At 65.1% G+C, this 20,853-nt stretch carries 19 protein-coding genes and 2 pseudogenes; 7 read left to right on the top strand and 14 right to left on the bottom strand.

Annotation, left to right across the window (positions count from 1 at the left end; all coding sequences use genetic code 11):
• Positions 1-15: 15 nt before the first annotated feature.
• Positions 16-1,545, bottom strand: coding sequence for a ribonuclease G (rng, locus tag M3461_23500; GenBank protein MDQ3777103.1), 1,530 nt, complete (start codon positions 1,543-1,545; stop codon positions 16-18).
• A 204-nt stretch (positions 1,546-1,749) separates the two neighbouring features.
• On the opposite strand from rng, the pseudogene M3461_23495 reads away from it, so the two are divergent.
• Positions 1,750-2,417: pseudogene (locus M3461_23495) on the top strand (FAD-binding protein).
• Here M3461_23495 and M3461_23490 read toward each other — a convergent pair.
• Both M3461_23490 and M3461_23485 read right to left on the bottom strand, forming a co-directional pair.
• Positions 2,373-2,735, bottom strand: coding sequence for a MazF family transcriptional regulator (locus tag M3461_23490; protein ID MDQ3777102.1), 363 nt, complete (start codon positions 2,733-2,735; stop codon positions 2,373-2,375). The pseudogene M3461_23495 and the gene M3461_23490 overlap by 45 nt on opposite strands.
• A 5-nt stretch (positions 2,736-2,740) precedes the next feature.
• Complete coding sequence (locus M3461_23485; GenBank protein ID MDQ3777101.1) at positions 2,741-2,959, bottom strand: hypothetical protein; 219 nt, start codon at positions 2,957-2,959, stop codon at positions 2,741-2,743.
• Between the two features lie 588 nt (positions 2,960-3,547).
• Between M3461_23485 and M3461_23480 the strand changes: the two genes are divergently transcribed.
• The gene (locus tag M3461_23480; protein ID MDQ3777100.1) at positions 3,548-3,946 is read left to right on the top strand and encodes an endonuclease domain-containing protein; all 399 of its coding nucleotides are present in this window, start codon (positions 3,548-3,550) and stop codon (positions 3,944-3,946) included.
• Positions 3,947-4,100: 154 nt separating this feature from the next.
• Here M3461_23480 and M3461_23475 read toward each other — a convergent pair whose 3' ends face one another.
• The 9 genes from M3461_23475 to M3461_23435 all read right to left on the bottom strand — a co-directional run bounded on the left by M3461_23475 (position 4,101) and on the right by M3461_23435 (position 14,113).
• Positions 4,101-4,481, bottom strand: coding sequence for a hypothetical protein (locus M3461_23475; GenBank protein ID MDQ3777099.1), 381 nt, complete (start codon positions 4,479-4,481; stop codon positions 4,101-4,103).
• Between the two features lie 46 nt (positions 4,482-4,527).
• The gene (locus tag M3461_23470; GenBank protein ID MDQ3777098.1) at positions 4,528-4,728 is read right to left on the bottom strand and encodes a type II toxin-antitoxin system HicA family toxin; all 201 of its coding nucleotides are present in this window, start codon (positions 4,726-4,728) and stop codon (positions 4,528-4,530) included.
• Between the two features lie 254 nt (positions 4,729-4,982).
• Positions 4,983-5,954 carry a D-glycerate dehydrogenase gene (locus tag M3461_23465; protein ID MDQ3777097.1) on the bottom strand — a complete coding sequence of 324 codons (972 nt, stop codon included), beginning with the start codon at positions 5,952-5,954 and terminating at the stop codon, positions 4,983-4,985.
• 18 nt (positions 5,955-5,972) lie between these two features.
• Entirely contained in the window at positions 5,973-6,857 is an 885-nt protein-coding gene (gene sucD, locus M3461_23460) for a succinate--CoA ligase subunit alpha (GenBank protein MDQ3777096.1), read from the bottom strand.
• A 13-nt stretch (positions 6,858-6,870) separates the two neighbouring features.
• Entirely contained in the window at positions 6,871-8,049 is a 1,179-nt protein-coding gene (locus M3461_23455; GenBank protein MDQ3777095.1) for a malate--CoA ligase subunit beta, read from the bottom strand.
• 19 nt (positions 8,050-8,068) lie between these two features.
• The gene (locus tag M3461_23450; protein ID MDQ3777094.1) at positions 8,069-9,016 is read right to left on the bottom strand and encodes a CoA ester lyase; all 948 of its coding nucleotides are present in this window, start codon (positions 9,014-9,016) and stop codon (positions 8,069-8,071) included.
• Entirely contained in the window at positions 9,013-10,245 is a 1,233-nt protein-coding gene (locus M3461_23445) for an aminotransferase class V-fold PLP-dependent enzyme (GenBank protein ID MDQ3777093.1), read from the bottom strand. The genes M3461_23450 and M3461_23445 overlap by 4 nt, the downstream gene beginning before the upstream one ends.
• Positions 10,246-10,619: 374 nt before the next feature.
• Entirely contained in the window at positions 10,620-11,735 is a 1,116-nt protein-coding gene (locus M3461_23440; protein ID MDQ3777092.1) for an O-succinylhomoserine sulfhydrylase, read from the bottom strand.
• 422 nt (positions 11,736-12,157) lie between these two features.
• Complete coding sequence (locus tag M3461_23435) at positions 12,158-14,113, bottom strand: DUF1929 domain-containing protein (GenBank protein ID MDQ3777091.1); 1,956 nt, start codon at positions 14,111-14,113, stop codon at positions 12,158-12,160.
• Between the two features lie 456 nt (positions 14,114-14,569).
• On the opposite strand from M3461_23435, the gene M3461_23430 reads away from it, so the two are divergent.
• Both M3461_23430 and M3461_23425 read left to right on the top strand, forming a co-directional pair.
• The gene (locus tag M3461_23430) at positions 14,570-14,776 is read left to right on the top strand and encodes a hypothetical protein (protein ID MDQ3777090.1); all 207 of its coding nucleotides are present in this window, start codon (positions 14,570-14,572) and stop codon (positions 14,774-14,776) included.
• A gap of 582 nt (positions 14,777-15,358) precedes the next feature.
• A complete protein-coding gene (locus M3461_23425; protein MDQ3777089.1) occupies positions 15,359-16,303 on the top strand; it encodes a metallophosphoesterase in 945 nt (314 codons plus the stop codon).
• Positions 16,304-16,336: 33 nt separating this feature from the next.
• On the opposite strand, the gene M3461_23420 is transcribed toward M3461_23425, so the two are convergent.
• Positions 16,337-16,807: a DUF411 domain-containing protein gene (locus M3461_23420; protein ID MDQ3777088.1), complete on the bottom strand. Its 471-nt coding sequence runs from the start codon at positions 16,805-16,807 to the stop codon at positions 16,337-16,339.
• Between the two features lie 122 nt (positions 16,808-16,929).
• On the opposite strand from M3461_23420, the gene M3461_23415 reads away from it, so the two are divergent.
• The gene (locus M3461_23415) at positions 16,930-17,445 is read left to right on the top strand and encodes a hypothetical protein (protein ID MDQ3777087.1); all 516 of its coding nucleotides are present in this window, start codon (positions 16,930-16,932) and stop codon (positions 17,443-17,445) included.
• A gap of 28 nt (positions 17,446-17,473) precedes the next feature.
• Here the strand turns inward: M3461_23415 and M3461_23410 are convergent.
• A pseudogene (locus tag M3461_23410) lies at positions 17,474-18,181 on the bottom strand (HAD-IC family P-type ATPase).
• 684 nt (positions 18,182-18,865) lie between these two features.
• Between M3461_23410 and M3461_23405 the strand changes: the two are divergent.
• Both M3461_23405 and M3461_23400 read left to right on the top strand, forming a co-directional pair.
• On the top strand, positions 18,866-19,555 hold the full coding sequence (locus tag M3461_23405) for a uracil-DNA glycosylase (protein MDQ3777086.1): 690 nt from the start codon (positions 18,866-18,868) through the stop codon (positions 19,553-19,555).
• A gap of 414 nt (positions 19,556-19,969) precedes the next feature.
• The gene (locus M3461_23400) at positions 19,970-20,287 is read left to right on the top strand and encodes a hypothetical protein (GenBank protein MDQ3777085.1); all 318 of its coding nucleotides are present in this window, start codon (positions 19,970-19,972) and stop codon (positions 20,285-20,287) included.
• Positions 20,288-20,853: the final 566 nt, after the last annotated feature.

Here is a 20,853-nt window from a genome sequence, read left to right as displayed (position 1 = left end):
GGCGTGTCGGTCGGGCTATAGCGGCACCACATCATACTGTTCCGGGCCGTAGGAGGCCTCGGCGCGGACCGTGATGGGCCTCCCGGCCGCGACCTGCATCTCGGCGATACCGGCCGAGGCGTCGTCCAGGAATCGCTCCGCGACCGCCGGCGGGGCCAGCACCAGGATCTGCTTGGCATCGAACTGCCGGCAGGAGCGCAGGACCTCCCGGGAGATCTCGTAGCAGACCGTCTCCGCGCTCTTGACGGAACCGCGCCCGGTACAGGTCGGGCAGGGCTCGCAGAGCACGTGCTCCAGGCTCTCGCGGGTGCGCTGGCGGGTGATCTGAACCAGGCCGAGGCTCGTGATGTCGCTCATCGAAACCCGCGCGTCGTCCCGCTCCAGGCCCTTCTCCAGTGCCTTTAGCACCTGTCGCTGGTGCTCGGGATCCGTCATATCGATGAAATCCGCGATGATGATACCGCCCAGATTGCGCAGGCGCAGTTGCCGGGCGATGGTCTGAGCGGCCTCCAGGTTGGTCTTGAAGATGGTCTCTTCCAGGTTGCGGTGACCGACGAAGGCGCCGGTATTGACGTCAACCGTGGTCATCGCCTCGGTCTGGTCGATGACCAGGTGGCCCCCGGACTTGAGGTCCACGCGCCGTTCGAGCGCCTTCTGGATCTCGGCTTCCACGGAATACAAGTCCAGGATGGGCGGCTCGCCACGGTAGTGTTCGATGCGGCCGCAGACATCGGGGAGAAACTCGGAGGCGAATGCGGCCACCTGCTCGAAGGCCTCTCGATCGTCGATCCGGATCCGTTCCACCTCGTCGGCCACCACACTGCGCAGGGTGCGCAGGACCAGCGGGAGGTCTTCGTAGACCACGACGGGGGCCTCCGCGCGTGCCAGGCGCTCCCGAATGCTCGCCCACAGGTGCTGCACGAAGCCGACATCGTCCGCCAGCCGCTCGTCGGACACGCCCTGGGCGGCGGTGCGCAGGATGAACCCGTCGAGCGGGTCCGGTGCGGGCCCGACCGGCCCCACGGCACCCGGCTCCAGGGCGGTGCGGAGCGCCGGTTGCCGCGCCAGTATGAACGTCCGCAGGCGCTCGCGTTCGCCCTCGTCGCTGATCTTCTGGGAGATCCCGAGGACCGCCTGGCCGGCCAACAACACCACATAGCGCGACGGGATAGAGAGCCGTGTGGTCAGGCGGGCGCCCTTCCCGATGAGCGGGTCCTTGGTGACCTGAACCACGACCTCCTGACCCTCCGTCAAGAACCGGTCGATGCCGGGAGCTGGCTCCCCCTCGTCGTCCGGTGCAGTGCTTGCCGCGCCTGGCACGTCGATGAGATCCGCGACGTGGAGAAACGCCGCGCGCTCCAGCCCGATGTGTACGAACGCGGCCTGCATGCCGGGCAGGACGCGGGCAACGCGGCCGAGAAAGATGTTGCCGACATGGCCCTTTTTTCGGTGCCGTTCGATGATGATCGCCTGCAAGACGCCGCTCTCGACCACCGCGATGCGGGTCTCATGGGGGGTCACGTTGACGAGGAGCTCTTCGGCCATGGGGGAATTTAGGTAAAGCACGGGGCGGCGGCGTTCGCAGGATAAGCGCCCGTCGGTCGAAACGAAACCCTTGACTTTCTGCCGCCTTTCGCCATCCTTTGTGACCACCTTGGTCGGGACAGGCGCGTTGCCCGATCGATGCGGTATCGAGCCGGCGCTCGACATCGCTTGCCGCACCTCTCCGTCATCATGAGTAAAGGTTTGATGTTGGCTACCGCGGCGGTCGACAAAGCGTCCTTTCTCTTGGCGCTACGCCGTGTATTGCCGGCGGAGGCCGTGATCGCCGAGGTGGAGGCCTTGCGCGTCTACGAATGTGACGCCCTGTCCGCGTATCGAGAGCTGCCCATTGCGGTGGTGGTTCCGGAGCGCGTCGAGGAGGTGCAGGCCAAATCCTGCGCCTGTGTCGGGCACACGGGGTGCCGGTGGTCGCCCGCGGTGCCGGGACCGGCCTGTCGGGCGGGGGCCTTGCCACATCGCCGCGGGATCGTGCTGGGCCTCGCGCGCTTCAATCGCATCCTGTCCATCGACGCCGATAACCGCACGGCCACGGTCGAGCCCGGCGTCCGCAACCTGCCGTCTCGGAGGCGGCGGCACGCTATGGGCTCTACTACGCCCCCGATCCCTCCTCCCAGATCGCCTGCACCGTGGGCGGGAACGTGGCCGAGAACGCGGGCGGCGTGCATTGCCTCAAGTACGGGCTCACGGTCCACAACGTCTTGTCCGTCGCCTTCCTGACGCTGGACGGGGAGCTCTGCGAGACCGGCGGTCCGACCCTCGACGCCCCCGGCTATGACCTACTGGCGCTCCTGACCGGCTCGGAGGGTTTGCTAGGCACCATCACCTCGATCACGGTCAAGCTCCTGCCGAGACCCGCCGGCACGCTTAGGGCAGGGTGGGTCGCAGTAGTCGATCAGAGACTCCATTACCCGCGCAAAGGAATCGGGTTTCAGCCGGCCGACTTGGGAGACCATCAGACTTTCGTTGGCAGTAATTAGCTTGCCAGGGCGCGCATAGCTTTTCACTCGCAAAGAGCCGATGTCAAAATCTACGTCGTCGAGCATGACCGCGTGCAGATCCGCGTAGGGTTTGCTCGTGATCTCGCAAAGCACCCAATCGCCTCGGCCGGCATCGGCCAGCACCAAAGCCGGACGGAGTTTGTATCGCGACAGGTCGGAGAAAGGAAAAGGCACCAACACTACTGCGCCAACTGAAGGTGTGACCAAGCCGCGTCCTCCTTCTTGCGGTCCCAGTCCGCAAGCGCCGCCTTACTCAAGACTGCGGTCTCGTCGGGATGGGTGGCCGGTGCTTCCTCGATGATGGTGACCAAGGCTCGGTGATCTCCCTCGAGCGCAACCGGCTCAAGCAACTGCACACGCCCATGCGCATTGATGACAGCCTCTACGGTACGGATCATGGGGTTACCTCCTGAGACGTATTGTACCTCCACCGGTGGACAAGCCCTAAAGGCATTGAACGGCCGGGAGTTCGTGCTGGGTCCACCGGGGCGCAAGCGCTGGTGTTCCGCGGGCTGAGTCGGGTAGTCTTTGCACCTGGCATGCGGCGGAGGCCCCATCGGCATCCGCTCGTCGGGCCACCCAAACGGCGCGCACGGCCCACCCTGCCTGGCCCCCGACTAGGGCTTGCGGTGTATGGTCTCGCCGTCTTTACATCCCCACCAACCCGCACGGAGGCAACTGGGCGCTCGGTGCGGACCGCCCAGGAGATCGGGCGGGAGTCCATCGGGCAGGGCGCGCGCGGCGATGGGCCGCGGCTCGCGGCGTGCTCGAGAAAGGAAAGACGCCCATACGACGCGTACCAAGGAGACGCCCGATGAATACGATACCCCCTTTCCGACACCCGCGCATCTCGTCGCGAAAACGCCGCATGAAGCCTTCCCCTTGCGAAGGCGCACCTCGTCAAGTCTCCCCCTTACGAAGCAGGCACCTCTTCAAATCTCCCCCTTGCAAAGGGGGAGATTTAGAGGGAGTTAAAAGGCCTCTCAATGACCCAAATCTTCAACCGATCCTGCGACAAAGAAACCCGCCGACGCCTGCGCCGCGACAGCCCCCTCGCCGAACAGCGCCTCTGGCTGAGGCTGCGCAATCGCCGACTCCTGGGCTATCGATTTCGCAGGCAGTACGGCGTAGGACCACTTTACGTGCTTGACTTCTACTGCCCCGAGCTCAAGCTCGCCATCGAGGTCGATGGGGATAGCCATTTTCAGGCCGGCGCCGGCGAGTACGATCGGGAGCGCCAGCGTTCTATCGAGTCGCTCGGGATCCGCGTCTTGCGCTTTACCAATCGGGAGGTGTTTGAACGGCTGGACGATGTCGCTGGGGGGATCGCGGAGGTTGCGAGAGTGAGGGGTGGTTTAACCCCCTCTAAATCCTTCCCTTCGTAAGGGGGAGACTTGCGGGGCTCCGCTTTGTGAGGGGGAGTAGAATCGGCGGCGCCATTTACGGTTCGCACGCGGACCACGCATCGGATTCCCCGTAACGGTCGGAGGCGGGCCTCGCCCTTTCCGCGTGCGCACAGCGCACGCTTACACCTGCTGTCTAGGCGGCGTCGCTGATGGTCACCGAGACCTGTTTGCCCAAGACCTCCAGCGCGCGCAAAAGATGATCGAGGCGGGTGCTGTGCTCGAGGTCGAGAATGCGGCGCACCTGCCGGCCATCAATGCCCATGCCCGCTGCGAGCGAGGCTTCAGTCACGCCTTGATCGAGCATCGCCTGATAGGTGGCGAGTTTCATGGCCTGCATGGGCGGCACCTCGATGAGCCGCTCGCCACGCCTGCGTTCGGACGGTGCGGGGATCGGCTGGCGCTTATCCATAAGGCCGGAGAGTAGCACCAGGAGCGCGTCCTCGGCCCAGTAAAGGGCTTCTTGTTCGGTCGCCGCTTCGGTCATGGCACCGGCGACATCGCGAAACTCGGCCATGATGGTGTTTGGGGACGTTCGCGTGATCTTAACGGGATAGCTGAGTTTACAGAATTTCATCGGGGTCGATGCCTAACTGCTTGCAGAGTTTCTTGACAAACACCGGACTCAGGTCCTGGTCGCCGTGCATCGGGATGGGCGCTTGGCGGCCTTCATACTCCGCGAGCACATGGCCGCCTTTACCGCGTTTCCTCGTCATCTTCACTCCTTGGACTTCCAGCCGCCGGATCAGTTGTTTCCCTTTCACGGTTGCTAGCGTAATACCGCTGTCCTATACCCTCATTCCTAGTCCTCTACCCGACGGAGAGGGGTGGATCTAAGGGCGCGATTTCTTGACGGTGGTCAGTGTATCAAACCCCGTTCACGCGACTCCGCTGTCGCTGTGCGGAGCTCCGCCGCATGCACGTCCACCACGGCGCGCTGCCGTTCCCGGACTTGGAGCAGCTCTTGAGGTCTCGGCGGGCCGTCCCGCCGAGACCAGTGACCGGTAGGAAAGAGGCCCTAGGCGACCCGGTCGCGCGGGGGCTTGCCGGCGAAGAAGGCCTCAACGTTTTCGAGGACACGCATGCCCATCGCCACGCGGGTCTCGCGGGTGGCGCTGCCCAGGTGCGGCAGGAGCACCACGTTCTCCATGCCGAGCAGATCCTCGGTGACGCGCGGCTCGTTTTCGTAGACATCGAGCCCGGCGGCGGTGATCGTGCCGGATTTGAGCGCCGCCACCAGGGCCTGTTCGTCCACGACGTCGCCGCGGGCGGAGTTGATGAGGATGGCGGAGGGCTTCATACGCTTCAGGCGCTCGGCGTTCATGAGATGCCGGGTCTCCTTGCCGCCCGGGCAGTGCAGGGACACGAAGTCGGATTGCTCCAGAACCTCCTCGATCGTCGCGCACTGCCGCGCCGCCACCGCATCGGCCACTTCCTTCGGCGGCGGGTAGGGGTCCTGATAGAGGATCCTCATCCCGAACCCGTGGTGGGCCCGAGCCGCGACGGCGCGTGCGATCCGCCCGAAGCCGATGAGCCCGAGCGTCTTTCCGGCGATCTTGGTGGCGATCATGTGGGTCGGGCGCCAGCCGGTCCAGGCGTGCCCGCGCAGGTGCCGCTCACCCTCCCCCGCCCGGCGCGCCGCCATGAAGAGCAGCGTCATGGCGAGATCGGCCGTGCAGTCGGTCAGGACCTCCGGGGTGTTGGTGACGACGAGCCCGCGCGCCTTGGCCGCGTCGATGTCGATGTGGTTGAAGCCGACGCCGAAGTTCCCGAGGATCCGGGCCCTCAAGGGCTCGGCGGAGAGCACCTCGGCGCTGATCCGATCGGAGACCGTGGGCAGCAGCGCATCGGCGGTGCGCAGGGCCTCTTGCAGGTCCGCGACGGTCAGGGGCGTGTCGCTCAGATTCAATTGCACATCGAAGAGCGCCTTAAGCCGCTCTTCGACCTGTTGTGGCCAGCGGCGTGTGACGACCAGTTTGGGCTTTGCCATCTCCTGTCCCTTCCCGGATCATGCAGCCAGAACCTTGGCCACCGTGATCCCGAGCTCGGCCGGGCTCGGCGCGACCGTGACGCCGCACTCCTGGAGGATCTCGACCTTCTCGGCCGCGCTCTCGCCGAAGGCCGAGATGATGGCGCCCGCATGCCCCATACGGCGGCCCTTGGGGGCCGTCAGTCCGGCGATGTAGCCGACCACGGGCTTCTTCATGTGGTCCTTGGTGAAATGCGCCGCTTCGGCCTCCTGGGGACCGCCGATCTCGCCGATCATCACCACCGCCTTGGTCTCCGGGTCCTCTTCGAACAGCTCCAAGATGTCCTTGAACGAGCTGCCGTTGATGGGGTCGCCACCGATCCCGACGCTGGTCGTGACCCCGATCCCGAGGGCCTTCATCTGCGAGGCGGCCTCATAGCCGAGCGTGCCCGAGCGCCCGACGATCCCGACGTTGCCGCGCATGTAAATGTGCCCGGGCATGATCCCCATCATGCCCTTGGCGGGACTGATGGTGCCGGCGCAGTTCGGGCCCGTCAGGCGCATGCGGTTCTCGGCCCGGTAGCGGCGCATGTAGCGCTTGACCCGGATCATATCCTGGGCCGGGATCCCGTCGGTGATGGCGACGCAGTAGCGGATCCCGCCGTCTGCGGCCTCCATGATCGAGTCGGCGGCGAAGGGCGCGGGCACGAAGATGATGCTGGCCGAGGCGCCGGTGGTCTCGACGGCCTCTTTCACCGTGTTGAACACCGGTTTCCCGAGATGGGTCGTGCCGCCCTTGCCGGGCGTGACCCCGCCCACCACGTGGGTGCCGTACTCCATCATCTCCTTGGCGTGGAAGGTCCCGATCTGGCCGGTGAAGCCCTGCACAATCACGGGTGTCTTCTCGTCTAACAAGATGCTCATGCTGGTTCTCCGCTCAGGCCGGTGCCCTGGTTTTCTTCCACACCGCCACGGCCTTGCCGGCCGCCTCGGCCAGGGTCTCGGCCATGATCAGGGGCAGGCCGCTGTCTTTCAGGATCTTGCGGCCCTCCTCGACGTTGGTCCCGGCGAGACGCACCACCAGGGGGATCTTGAGGTCGATCTTCTTTACCGCCTGGACCACGCCCTCGGCGACCCAGTCGCAGCGGTTGATGCCGGCGAAGATGTTGACCAGGATGGTCTGCACCTTTTCGTCGGAGAGCACCAGGTTGAAGGCCTTGGCGACGCGCTCGGGCGAGGCCCCGCCGCCGATGTCGAGGAAATTGGCGGGCTCGCCACCGGCGTGCATGATCATGTCCATGGTCGCCATCGCGAGCCCCGCGCCGTTGATGATGCAGCCGATGTTACCGTCGAGGCCGACATAGCTCAGACCCCGATCGGCGGCGGCCATCTCGCGCGGGTCCTCCTGGGACTTGTCGCGCAACTCCGCGACGCTCGAACGCCTGAACAGGGCGTTGTCGTCGAAGGCCATCTTGGCATCGAGGGCGAACAAACGTCCGTCCTTGGTCATGACCAGCGGGTTGATCTCGACCATGGTGGCGTCGAGGTCGCGCAGCGCCCGGTAGCAGCCCTGGATGGTCGAGACCGCCTGGCTGGTGAGCGCCGGCGGGAGCTTGAGGCCGAAGGCCAGCTCACGACATTGGAAGTCCTGCATGCCGACCGCGGGCTCGACCGACTGGCGCAGGATGGACTGCGGCCGCTGGACCGCGATCTCCTCGATCTCCATGCCGCCCTCGCCCGAGGCCACCACCATGACGCGCTCCGACTGCCGGTCCAGGACGAAGCCCAGATAGATCTCCCGGTCGATGGCGGTGGCGGCCTCGACATAGAGGCGGTGCACAATCTTGCCGCGCGGACCCGTCTGATGGGTGATCAGGCGGCTGCCGAGCAGGTCCTCGGCGGCCTGCCAGATCTCGTGGTCGTTACTGCACACCTTGATGCCGCCGGCCCTGCCGCGCGCACCTGAGTGGATCTGGGCCTTGACGACCCAGCGATCGCCGCCGATCTCCTTGGCCCGGTACACGGCCTGCTCGGGGCTGTAGGCAAGGCCGCCGGCCGGCACAGGGACGCCGAAGTCCTTCAGTAACTCTTTCGCTTGGTATTCGTGGATGTCCATGGATGTCCTCCCCCGTGTGCTAGGCCGTGGACGCGCGCTTCGCCTGGATGGCGTTATCGGTGTTGACGATGTTCTCGGCCATGCGCGCCGAGGCCGCGTCGATCATCCGGCCATCGAGCTGGGCCGCACCCATGCCGGCCGCGGCGGCCTCCTTCAAGGCCTCCAAGACGCGCTTGGCGCGCGTGACCTCCTTCTCGGGCGGTGACATGACCTGGTGGGCCAGGGCAATCTGGGACGGATGGATGGCCCACTTGCCCTCGTAACCGAGCGCCGCGGCGCGTTTGGCCCCCAGGAGGTAGCCATCGCGATCGTTGAAATCGCCGAATGGCCCGTCGATGGCGCGCAGCCCATAGGCACGGCAGGCCACCACCATGCGCGACAGCGCCGCGTGCCACTGGTCGCCGGGATAGTCGGGGTTGAGCCCACCGATGTTGACGGTGCGCGCCCGGCAGCTCGCGGCATAGTCGGCGACGCCGAAATGGAGGGCCTCGAGCCGCCGGCTCGAGGTTGCGATGGCCTCGACATTGGCCATCCCGAGCGCCGTCTCGATCAGGGCCTCCAGCCCGATACGGTTTGTGAGCCCCTTGGCCATCTCGATCTGGGTCACCATGGCATCGACCAGGTACACATCCGCCGGCACCCCGGCCTTGGGGATCAGGATGGTATCGAGCTTGTGGCCGGCCTGCTCGACAATGTCCACGACATCGCGGTACATGTAGTGGGTGTCGATCCCGTTGATGCGCACCGAGATGGTCTTGCCCTTCCAGTCGATGTCGTTTAGGGCCTGGATGATGTTCTTGCGCGCCTTCTCCTTCTCATCCGGCGCGACCGCGTCCTCGACGTCCAGGAACACATAGTCCGCCTCGCTCTGGGCGGCCTTCTCCATCATGCCCGGATTGGACCCCGGCACCGCCAACTCGCTGCGCTGCAGGCGCTGGCGTGCCGGTTCGTAACGCGTGTGACTCATGGCTGCACCCTCGAGTTACCGGTTCGCTGCTGGGGCGGCGGCTCAGGGGGGACCCGCACGTCCTTGGAGGTGGTGCGCAGATACTCCTGGGCGGCCGCGACACCGCTGCCGAGCTCGATCGGGATCCCCAGGTCCTTCATGGCCATCTCGGCGCCGGCGAGGGGCGTCAACACCATGAGCTCGTTCAAGTCCCCCAGATGCCCGATACGGAAGGCCTTGCCGGCGATCTTGGCGAGGCTCACGGAGAGCGCCAGGTTGTAGCGCCGGTAGGCGTGGCGGACTACCTCGTTGCCGTCGAAGCCCTCCGGGACATAGATGGCGCTGACCGTATCCGAATGCCACCGGGGTGCCTTGGCGACGAGCTTGAGCCCCCACGCAGACACGGCGCGGCGCACCGCCTCGGCCATGCGGTGATGGCGGGCGAAGACGTTGTCCAGTCCCTCTTCGAGCAACATGTCCACCGCGGCCCGCAATCCCCGCAATAGGATCGTGGCCGGCGTATACGGGAAGTAGCCGTTGACATTGGTCTTGATCATGTCCTCGAAGTCGAAGAAGCAGCGCGGGCATTTCGCGTCCTTGCGCGCCGCCAGGGCCTTCTGGCTAACGCACAGGATGGCCAACCCGGTCGGCAGCATGAAGCCCTTCTGCGAGCCCGAGATGGCGACGTCCACGCCCCACTCGTCCATGCGGAAGTCGATGCTCGCCACGGAGCTGACCCCGTCCACGAACAGCAGGGCCGGGTGCTTCACGGCGTCCATGGCCCTGCGCACCGCGGGGATATCGCTGGTCACGCCGGTCGCGGTCTCGTTGTGGGTCGCGAGCACGGCCTTGATCTCGTGCTTCGTGTCCTTCGCCAGGATGTCGGCGTATCTTTCGACCGGGACGCCTTCCCCCCAATCGATCTCCAGGGCCTGCACATCCAGCTTGTGGCGCTGGCACAGATCGATGAAGAGGTTGCTGAAGTGCCCGAAACCGGAGGCCAGTACCTTGTCCCCGGGCGAGAGGGTGTTCGTGATCCCGGCCTCCCAGCCGCCCGTGCCCGAGGCCGGGAAGAGGAAGACCTGTCCGTCTTTACTCTTGAAGACCTTCTTCACGTCCTGGAACAGCGGGATCGTGAAGGACGGGAAGTCGATCGCGCGCATGTCCTCCTGGGAGATGTGCATGGCGTTCAGGATCCGCTCGGGGACGTTGGTCGGCCCGGGGATGAACAGGAAGTTACGTCCTGGCATCGTGGAAACCCCTCCGATTCATGGAAATGGTGAGTACCATGGGGCAAATGCTATGGGGGTGAACCTGCGCGACACCCCGACCACCGCGGGAAAACTGCCTTTATAGTTCTGTTCCGGTGGCCGGGGGGCTTTCCCCATCCGATTGTTTGCTTGTCACGACACACCGGCGCGAGATCTCCAAAAGCGGCGCCCGGGGGTGGAAATCTACACGCTACGGAGGGGCTGCGCAACCGCCGCGACTCCCAAGCCGCGGCGTTGACCCCCTCTAAATCTCCCCCTTGTGAAGGCGGAGACTGGTAGAGTCTCCCCTTGCGAACAGGGAGGTTAGGAGGGGGTGAACGCAAGAAGGCAACTCCGCGATGGGTAGCCTAGGCTCACGCGCCATCGAGCGCCCGATCGAGGTCGCGGCAGAGATCGTCGGGGTCCTCGAGACCGACCGACAGGCGGATGAGCGACTCCCCGATCCCGGCCTCGGCGCGTTCCTCGACGCTGAGGCGCCCGTGGGTGGTGGTCGCGGGATGGGTGATGGTGCTCTTGGCGTCGCCGAGGTTTGCCGTGATGGAGAAGATGCGCACGCGGTCTATCACCCGCCAGGCCTCCTCGCGGCCCCCCGTGACATCGAAAGATACGATTCCGCCAAACCCGCGCTGCTGGCGCCGCGCGAGCGCATGTTGCGGGTGCGATGAAAGCCCCGGGTAGTAGGCGCGCGAGACCCGGGGATGTCGTTCGAGATGAGCCGCAACCTGCATCGCATGCTCACAGTGCGCCCGCATGCGTAGTCCCAGGGTCTCGAGGCCCTTGAGAAACACCCAGGCGTTGAAGGGGCTCATGCTGGCCCCGCCGCTCCGGAGACAGTTGAACACCGCCTCGCCGACCACCGCCTTTGTGCCGATGACCGCGCCCCCCACGCAGCGTCCCTGCCCATCCAGGTACTTGGTCCCGGAATGGATGATGAGGTCCGCGCCCAGGGACAGCGGCAGTTGCAGGGCGGGGGTGCAGAAGCAGTTATCGACCACGAGGAGCGCGCCGTGCCGGTGGGCGATCCCCGCGAGGCGCTCGATGTCGGCGATCTCCGTCAGTGGATTGGAGGGCGTCTCCAGGAACAGGATCCGCGTCTCGGGCCGGATGGCCGCCTCCCAGGCCGGGTAGTCGGCGAGCGGCACGAAGCTCGTCAGCACGCCGAACTTCGCTAGGATGTTATTGAAGAGCCCGACCGTGGTCCCGAAGATCGCGCGTGACGAGACGATGTGGTCGCCGTCCTTCAAGAGCGCCAGGCAGGTCGATAAGATCGCGCCCATACCGGAGGCGGTCCCGACACAGCGTTCCCCGCCCTCCATCGCCGCAAGCCGCTCCTCGAAGACCCGCACCGTCGGGTTCGTGAAGCGCGAGTAGATGTTTCCGGGTTCCTGGCCTGAGAAGCGCGCGGCGGCCTGCGCGGCGTTGGCGAAGACGAAGCTCGAGGTCGCGAAGATGGGCTCGCTCTGCTCCATCTCCGAGGAGCGGACCTGCCCCGCCCGCACCGCGCGGGTGTCGAGCCCCCATTCGTCCGCACTGCCGACCACCCCGACCCCCCGTAACGAAAAAGCCCGCAGAGCTCGTGCGCTAAAGCGGGCCGCATCGCTTTAGCCGGTATTTATAGAGCGCCCGCAAGCTGATCTCAAATCGGCGCTGTGGGCAGCCTAGGGGATCGCATAGGGGGTGTCAACGCGGGGGCGCACCGTGGGGGAGACGGGACGATCGTCATCGGCGTCGGTCTATTGCCGGCAGGGCCGGCACGGGACGGGCAACCGGGCGTTCGGGCCGTGGCCGACCGTCCCTCGCTCGCGCCCCACCAACCGGTCGCGTCCGACTCGAAGCCCCGGTTGGTGAGGAGGTTGTCCGATGGAGGCGGCGGGGCCGCCGAAATCGCCGGCTAGCGGTTCCGGATCCGTTCGCAGCTGGTGAACGTGTCCCTGCCGGGCCCGCCGTTGCAGGGATCGAAGCCGGGGCCGCCGGCAAGCTTGTCCCTGCCGGGCCCGCCGAACAGCCTGTCTTTCCCCGGGCCGCCCTTGATGAGATCGTTCCCAGGGCCGCCGCATATCCAGTCGTTTCCGCCTAAACCCTCCAGGATGTCGTTCCCCGCGGTACCGACGATCACATCCGCACCTCCGGTCCCGCGCAGGCGGCCGCTGTACGGAAGCCCGTCATCCGGACCACCGAAGATGTTCCCGCTGGCCACGAAGATGGTCGCCGATCGGCCCGAGCATATCGGTGGTGTGGGTGCCGGTGGCGGCGCGTCCGGCGGTGGATTGCCCGGTGGCGGCCCGTCCAGCGGCGGCCCGTCCGGCGGTGGGTCGACCCTCGGGCTGTCGGCACCGGGTCCAAGGTGCACGAAGCTGGCCACCGATGGCACCCCCGCCGAGTCGATCAAGAACAGCAGGTAATATCCCGGCGGGGCGATGTTCGCATTCGGCGGCCCGACCAGGCGCAGCGTTCCACCCAGGACCGCCGCGATGTCGATCTCGACCAGCCGTTGTTCCATGTCGAAGGCGTGAGTTGGAGCCCCAGGCCGCATTAGCACGGCTTCTCGGATGATCTCCCCTGGGGGAATATCCACCGTCACCTCGAAAGGCTCTGCATAGGCGATCTGGTCCGGCACGTCGGCCATTGTCGGCCTAGGTGCGGAGGCTCCGCTACTCGTATAGAGATACGAGGGCGAGTATATCTCTACGTGTTGTTCGTAGACTCCCTGCTGTGGATTGCCACCAAAGGATGCCACCCGACCATCCGGCAGTAGTAAGGCCATGGAATGGTAGAAACGCCAGTACGATTGCTGAGCCATGATAGTCCAATCGCCGGTCTCCGGGTCGTACATCTCGGAGAATCGACCCGCGCCATCAGTATCCTCACGGTTGTTGATCTTCGATCCACCGACAGCCAGCACCCGACCGTCCGGAAGGAGGACGGCGTTATGCTCCACACGCTTGTAGTTCATAGAGCCGGTGTACTGCCACTGTGGCGAAGTAATGGATAGGTCGATACTCTCGGCACTGTTCGTCGATTCGGAACCCGTCCCACCACCCGCGATCAAGATGGTCGCGGCATACTCCGGAGGACGCAAGCCGAGCAGAACGGAAGAGCCATAACGACGGGCAGTGCCATATCTGGTTCTGGCTACGTTCTGGCTCCACGTAAATGTCGAAAGGTCGAGACGTTGTGAGTCAAGCTGCCAGCCCGAGAAAAACAAATCACCCTGGGGAATCAAGTGAGCCCGTGGATAGATTCCGGGGAGGACCACGGGCCAACCATTCGAGTGCTCCGGACTCCACCCACTGCCCGGTGTGTAGATCTCGAATGTCCTGTTGGCCTGGTCGGGCTCGTCGTGTCCGGAGAACGTGGCGGTTGTACCATTCGGTAAGGCGACGTTGGTGGGATACCAACGGCCGTGGGCCATGTCTTGGACCCGTTGGAAGTTCGACGTCTCGGGATCGAAAATCGTGGTATTCCGCAGCCCCTTGAACTGATTAGTCGGGTAGGGCTTGCTACCACCCGTGATGAGTGCCCGACCATCGGGGAGAAAGGACATGCCATTGCAGAACAAGTCCCAGGGTATATTCTGGATCACGATGTTGCCCGTGGATGGGTTCCACACGGCCGCCTTGTAGACGGTCTCTGTGGGGAGGTTGCCGGACCCGGCGATTACCAGGACCTTTCCAGTCTGCAACAGCCCCGCATGGACGGGGTTGATGGGCATAAGCTCGGGGCGGGTCCTCCACTGCCCAACTACCTGGGGCTGCGCCTGCGCAAGCCCCGAGGTGCCGAGGACGAGCACAGCAAAGAGCCCTAGGGCCAAGGTCCCGGCCCCCCAGTTTCTGATACCCCGATTCATCGATCCACTCCCTTGCTCGAATTTCGAGCGATTCCTGATACAGGCTCCAATGGCCGGCCATAGCATGGCGGGGTTTCATGAGTAGACTCCCCCATTGGCCGGAAATCAATCCTGCGGCGCGACGGGAAGCGCTGGTCAGGCAGTCCTCGCCACAGCCACCTTGGCGGGTGTGGCTAATCCGCGCCCCAGGGGCTACAAGTCCCCTGCAAATCCACTCGACGCCGCGACATCGATACCGCCAGTTCGCGCCACGGCCCGAGTCCTGTGGAGCGGCACCGGTCAGAACGTTCGGGTTTTCGCGCGCTCCACGACCTCCCACCCCCGTTGGCCGGCGCGTAACGTAAGCGGATAGGCAAGAAGCCTGCCGGTGTATGATCCCAGTCTCCTCTGAGACGCATAAGGCGGCCGGCGACCACGCTGGCGAGCTGTGCCTGTGTTCGCATCGCGCCGGTCTCCATGGCCGCGATGCTCATGGGGGTGTGGTTTCGAGCTTCGCGGCCAATCTGCCGGCGGGCTACCTGGCGAGGAAATCCTGGAATCCGAGAACGCGGTGCGGTACAGGCGGACTTCTTCGTGATCCTGGTCGTCGTACCGCTCGCGGCCGGGGTGCTGCTGCTCGGGATCGCGGGCCGGCTGTGCCGTCTGGTGCACGGCCGGGGATAGCCGTTTGGGTGCTATTTCACAGAGATCTTGTGAAATAGCACCGTGCATCGCCGCCGGCACAGGCCGTATTCTGAGCCCACTTCGAACGCCCTGCCCGGATCTCCCGACAGGTGCGGCGATTTTAACCTCCTCCGTCCCCGGGCAAGCGATGCAACGCCGCCGTCGCCTAACGGCAACGCCTCGTTGCATCAGGCGGCCGGCAATCGCAAGCGATGCAACGCGCCGTCGCCTAATGGCAACGCCTCGGCAGATCGGGAGCGCCGGCCCGGCCCCGGCGGTGATGCCATGGGCCATCCTGCGGTGCCGCGAACCCCCGTTCTATCGCGCGCAGCGCGGGCACCGAGGCCGACAGCTCGACGCTGGCACGTATGCTGCCTATGACCGGAGGCAAGGGCGTCCAAGAATTGGGAAAACGCCGGGAAGCAGGGGCGGAAAGCGACATGACAGGGAAGGAGGACGCCCAGTCGCCCGCCCAATACCACCCATATAGACGTACAACGTGAGGACAGCACCGTGCCATTGAGATTGGCCTACGACAGGACTGGTGGCCTGAACCCGGAACCCCACGCTGCGCCGCTCCGCATGCCGACCCAGCCCGATGTGTTCGAGTGGCTCGACGGGCGGGTGGGACCGCTGCATCTCAGGCAACGGCTCGGCATCGAGGCCGATCAGGAGGCGCTGGTTTTCGGCCGGGGAATCAAGTTCTTCCACCTCGAAAACTGGTACTCGGTGCACGCGGTGATCCGCGCCGGCTTGCGCTTCTGCGGCCTCCTCGGGCGCGCACGGCAAAACGCCATGTCCATCGAGCTACGCCATCACCACGTCCATATCCTGGACCTGCCCCCAGCCTTCGATGGCTTCAAGGTCCTGCACCTCACCGATCTGCACCTCGACATGCACGAGGACTTCCCCGAGGTCTTGGCGGAGCGCGTCCAGGGGCTCGATTATGACGCCTGCGTGCTAACCGGCGATTACCGCTACCGGACCTTCGGCCCGTTCGACCGCGCCCTCGAGGGTCTGTGCCGCGTGCGCGCCCACCTCAAGGACCCGGTCTATGGGGTGCTCGGAAACCATGACTCGATACGCATGGTGCCGGGCATCGAGGCGCTGGGGATCCATGTGCTGCTCAACGAATCGGCCATACTGCGGCGGGGAGACGATGCCATTCATCTGATCGGGATCGACGACCCGCACTACTACCGCGCCGATAACCTGGAGCGGGCCTGCCGGAACATCGGCCCAGGATCCGTCTCGATCCTGCTCGCCCACTCCCCCGAGATCTATCAGCACGCCGCCCATGCGGGCATCGATCTACTGCTGTGCGGCCATACCCACGGGGGACAGCTGTGCCTGCCCGGTGGCGCGCCCCTTCTATACGACGCCAAGTGCCCACGGCGCATGGCACGCGGCGCTTGGACCTACCACGGACTCAAGGGATACACCTCGGTAGGCGCCGGTTCCTCAATCGTCGGGGTACGCTTGAATTGCCCCCCTGAGGTCACGGTCCACGAACTGCGCCGCATATAGAACGCCCGCCCGGCGGGTCGTGTTCACAACCCCTCAGCGATCGGCGTAGACGGAGGTCTCCCCCTCGCCATCGAAGGTCAACACCTGGTAGGGGTGTTTTTGCGGCCCTTCCATCCCCGGCGAGCCCATCGGCATCCCAGGCACCGCCAGCCCCTTGACCTTAGGCCGCTCGTTCAGGAGACGCTTGATGAGATCCGCCGGCACATGGCCTTCCACCACATAGCCGTCCACGACCGCGGTATGGCATGAAGCGAGCGCGGCCGGGACCCCATTCTGGCGCCTCACGGGCTCCACACTATCCATATCCACGACCTCCACCTCGAACCCGTTGTTCCGCAGATGGTCCACCCACTTCTTGCAACACCCGCATTGGGGCGTCTTGCTGACTGTGATCTCGACCGCCGCCGCGCCACCGGCGCCCCACAGCAATAGGACGGGCAAGAGACAAGCTCGGCCGAGGCGACGGTACGGCCTGGAACGGTTCAAGGGCGGGAATGCCTTCATGCTGGTTTCTCCAATCGTAAGGGGAAACGGGACGCCCCGGGCCTGATAGGCGCGCTCGTGGTTGCTATCGTGGCGCCGGCGACATAGAGTGATTGAGTCAAGAGTGATCCAGACCCCCCTATATGAACCTCAGCGATACCGAGATCCAGTTACTGGGTGCCGTCACGATCCTGCTGTGCGTCCCGGCGTTGCTGCGCACCGAGGTCAAGGGCAAGAGCGCCTGGGTGCTTTACTATCCGATCGTCCCGATAGCGGTCTATATCATATACGAGCTCGCCCAAGTCAAGGGTGAGGGCGAGGGGTTCTTCCGTCTCGATCTCCTGGTGATCTGGCCGTTCCTGGTATGGACCCTATCCAAAACCTGGTATCGCTGGATGCAGGTCTCCAAGACCACCGAGCCCCCGCTGACCGCGACCTCCGAGCTCGCGATCACGGGTTTCGTCACCGGGGTCGTCGGTTTCGTCGTACCGTTCTTTTTCATCTTTTCGCTGGCCGCGGTGGTGTGCGCGCACAAGGCCATCAAAGACACCACGGAGTATCGCGGCAAGAAGCTCGCCGGCATGGCCCTCCTTGCCGGTTACATGGGTCTGATACTCGGTGTGATCGCGGTCGTGAGCTACCTGGCACGCCCGCAGTAATCGTCTTCCCACACTCATCAATCCCCTGTCATAACTTCACGCGCCGCAGGCGCAGCGCATTGCCGATGACCGATACCGAGCTCAGGCTCATCGCCGCGGCCGCTACGATGGGCGAAAGTAGGACCCCGAAGCGCGAATACAAGACGCCGGCCGCCACCGGGACCCCGAGGGCATTGTAGAGGAAGGCGAAGAACAGGTTCTGGCGGATATTGCGCATGGTGGCATGGCCGAGACGTATGGCCCGCACGATACCGCGCAGATCGCCCTTGACGAGGGTCGCACCGGCGCTCGCCATCGCAACTCGACCATGCAACAAACGTCACACGTGTGACGCACCTTGACGAGGGTCGCACCGGCGCTCGCCATCGCAACATCGGCGCCCGTGCCCACGGCGATGCCGACCGTTGCCTCGGCGAGGGCCGGCGCGTCGTTGACGCCGTCGCCCGCCATCAGCACCCGACCTCCGGCCTCCTGTAGCCTTTTCACGACGGCCACCTTCTGGTCCGGCAGGACCTCCGCCTCGACCGCGTCGATGCCGAGCTTGGCGGCCACGGCCCCGGGCGGTGCTCCAGTGGTCCCCGGTCAGCATCACCACCTTGAGACCCTGCCCGTGCAAGGCCGCCACGGCCTCCGGGGTACTGGCCTTGATCGCATCCGCGACCCCGACGAGCCCAGCCGCACGCCCCTCGATGGCAACATACATGGCGATCTGGCCATCCGCCCGCAGGCGTTCGGAATGACCGGTGAGCGGGGCCGGATCGACGCCCAGGGCCGGCCGGTCCTCGACGACCTCGGGGTGCATAGGACAGACGTACTCGGTCCCGCGCTCCGAACCGACGGGCGCCAGGGACTCCAGCGCCACCCCGCACTTCGGGCAGCCCCCCGGTCGCGGCGACTCGACCTCCGGGTGCATGGGGTAGACTGTAGCGCCCCGAGGGCGCCGCGGGACTCGACGCCGATCGTGGGGCCTTGATCGCAGGTGCCGCAGGCTCTAGATATCGCTCAGGGGCGGACCGAAAGCGTTCGAGACAGCCATCGCAGCAGAATAGATACGTGTTACCGGCGTAGGCCATCCGGAACGCGGTGTCCGGTTTGACGCTCATGCGGCAGACGGGATCGGTGGTGACCAGCCGGCCCTCCGCCGTTCCGTTCGGATGGTGATGGGGCCCGCAGCGGTGGTCGTGATCGGCCATCGTTCCTCCCATTTGGAGTTTGTGGCACCCTAGTCTAACCCGGCCCGTCCGAGGGGAAACCCTCGTTGCGGAAGCCGCTGGGCGCCTCGTGAGCCGCCACCGGCCGGGCGGTCTCGCCCGGAGCGGAGCGTCGACTCGGCGCCCCGACGATGTCGGTCGGCACGCTTTGTCCGTATGATCTTGTGACCCGCCGTCCCGGAGGATCCGTGCATTCAGACGCCGACCCATTGACCGCGTTGGAAAAAGCAGTCATCGCCTGCACGCGCTGCCCGCGTCTCCGCATCCATCGCGAGCGCGTGGCGCGCGAAAAGGTACGGCGCTTCGCGGGATCGGACTATTGGGGGAAACCCGTGCCCGGCTTCGGGGACCCGCGGGCCCGGCTCCTGGTGCTGGGCCTGGCCCCAGCGGCCCATGGAGGGAACCGCACCGGACGGGTGTTCACCGGCGACCGCAGCGGCGAGTGGCTGTTCCGTTCGCTATATGCCACCGGTTTTGCCGATCGACCGCATTCGGAGCACCGCGGCGACGGCCTCCGGCTACACGACTGCTACGTCACCGCCGCGGTCCGCTGCGCGCCCCCCGGCAACAAACCCCTGCGCGAGGAGTTCGATGCCTGCCGGAAATTCCTTGTCCGGGAACTGACCTTGCTGGCGCGAGTACGGGTGGTCGTAGCACTCGGCCAACTCGCGTTCCGCGCCTACCTCGGCGCGCGCCGCGCCCTGGCGCGCCCGATCCCATCGCCCCTGCCCCGGTTCCAACACGGGCACGGCGTGGACCTCGGGGACGTGAGTTTGATCGCCTCCTACCACCCGAGCCAGCAGAACACCTTCACGGGGCGGCTGACCGTGGAGATGCTGGATGCGGTGTTCCGGCGGGCTCGCGGGATCCTGGGCGAGGCGGCGGGCGACGCTCGCTGAGGTGGACATCGAGCCCGGCACTACGTGACCGTCGATGGACATCACCGCAAAGCGATGAGACCGGGGCACGACGGTAAGCAAACGGCGGCTCAAGGAGCACATCGGGAAACGGACCCCCGCGGACATGCGCTCCGTCGAGCACGCCATCGCGATACAACTTGGAATCGGCTGAGCCGGCGCTTCTGGGCGACAGGTATGCCTTTTCAAGCCCTTGTTGGGATTTCGACGGTGTCGTCGATCGGCCAACATCCGGGTAGAGCATCGGTACGGGGCTCTTAGTACAAGTTAACACATATCAATAAGTTAGCGCGATGGCATGCGCTATGCCCAGTATACCGCCGGCTTGTTTGGAGGAGAGACACATGAAAACCAGGGGCTGCACAGGGCGGATTCACGCTCGTCGAGATCGCCATCGTGCTCGTCATCATCGGCCTCCTGCTCGGCGGGATCCTGAAGGGCCAGGAGCTGATTACCAGCGCGCGGGTGCGTAACCTGGCGGACCAGGCTTCTGCAGTTCAGGCGGCGTACTACGGATTCGTCGATCGCTATCGCGCGATCCCGGGGGATATGAGTGCAGCCAACGCCTGCGCCGCTATTGGCACTGCTGTATTGGCAGGCTGTGACACTGACCCCGGCGGTAATGCCAACGGGAGTATAGACAGCGGCGATTTCGGCGAGGCCGCGGCGGTATGGGCTCATCTGTCCGCAGCAGGTTTTCTGCAAGGCACCTAATCTAGGCACAGCCGCAGACGCCACTGATTACACCGACCCCACCGCCCCAACGCGAGCACCCACCAACCCGTGGAATGGCTCGCTTCTGCTGGCCCGGACCAATCAGTACCTTTTCCCCGGGGGAACCGGTCCTTTGCGGCTGCACCTCATCATCGGGCGGCAAATCCCCGTCAACGTCATGAGGGAGCTGGACGTCAAGATCGATGACAGCGCGCCGGGCTCGGGTGTGCTTCGAGCGCCCGCGGGCGCCGCAACCGCTTTTGGCCTGGTCGGCGATGATGATGGAACGTGCGTAACTACAGCGGCTCCTCCGATCTGGGATATTACACCTGCGTCTCTGGGATATTACACCTGCGTCGGACGACTGTAACGGGTATTACCTGTTTTAAACTTGCCTACGACAGGGCAATTTAACCCGCCGCACGGCGGGTTTTTTCTTTGTGTACGCCCGACATGGGCATGAACTTATGGGGTGAAAGTCCCCTGTAGGAGTACCGGTAATGTCCTATTGTAGGACAAATGCAACTACTAGCCGAAGGCAAGGGCAATCCCGCGAGGGGTGGTCT

The sequence above is a fragment of the Pseudomonadota bacterium genome, from assembly GCA_030860485.1.
In the GTDB taxonomy this organism is placed as follows: domain Bacteria; phylum Pseudomonadota; class Gammaproteobacteria; order JACCXJ01; family JACCXJ01; genus JACCXJ01.
Note: the sequence above shows the minus strand (reverse complement) of the source record. Positions and strands in the feature narration are given on the sequence as shown.

Coding starts and splice junctions, on each gene's coding strand:
- rng (MDQ3777103.1), bottom strand. CDS start 1,545: ATGGCCGAAGAGCTCCTCGTCAACGTGACCCCCCATGAGACCCGCATC.
- M3461_23485 (MDQ3777101.1), bottom strand. CDS start 2,959: ATGATCCGTACCGTAGAGGCTGTCATCAATGCGCATGGGCGTGTGCAG.
- M3461_23480 (MDQ3777100.1), top strand. CDS start 3,548: ATGACCCAAATCTTCAACCGATCCTGCGACAAAGAAACCCGCCGACGC.
- M3461_23475 (MDQ3777099.1), bottom strand. CDS start 4,481: ATGGCCGAGTTTCGCGATGTCGCCGGTGCCATGACCGAAGCGGCGACC.
- M3461_23465 (MDQ3777097.1), bottom strand. CDS start 5,954: ATGGCAAAGCCCAAACTGGTCGTCACACGCCGCTGGCCACAACAGGTC.
- sucD (MDQ3777096.1), bottom strand. CDS start 6,857: ATGAGCATCTTGTTAGACGAGAAGACACCCGTGATTGTGCAGGGCTTC.
- M3461_23455 (MDQ3777095.1), bottom strand. CDS start 8,049: ATGGACATCCACGAATACCAAGCGAAAGAGTTACTGAAGGACTTCGGC.
- M3461_23450 (MDQ3777094.1), bottom strand. CDS start 9,016: ATGAGTCACACGCGTTACGAACCGGCACGCCAGCGCCTGCAGCGCAGC.
- M3461_23445 (MDQ3777093.1), bottom strand. CDS start 10,245: ATGCCAGGACGTAACTTCCTGTTCATCCCCGGGCCGACCAACGTCCCC.
- M3461_23440 (MDQ3777092.1), bottom strand. CDS start 11,735: ATGGAGCAGAGCGAGCCCATCTTCGCGACCTCGAGCTTCGTCTTCGCC.
- M3461_23435 (MDQ3777091.1), bottom strand. CDS start 14,113: ATGAATCGGGGTATCAGAAACTGGGGGGCCGGGACCTTGGCCCTAGGG.
- M3461_23430 (MDQ3777090.1), top strand. CDS start 14,570: ATGGCCGCGATGCTCATGGGGGTGTGGTTTCGAGCTTCGCGGCCAATC.
- M3461_23425 (MDQ3777089.1), top strand. CDS start 15,359: ATGCCGACCCAGCCCGATGTGTTCGAGTGGCTCGACGGGCGGGTGGGA.
- M3461_23420 (MDQ3777088.1), bottom strand. CDS start 16,807: ATGAAGGCATTCCCGCCCTTGAACCGTTCCAGGCCGTACCGTCGCCTC.
- M3461_23415 (MDQ3777087.1), top strand. CDS start 16,930: ATGAACCTCAGCGATACCGAGATCCAGTTACTGGGTGCCGTCACGATC.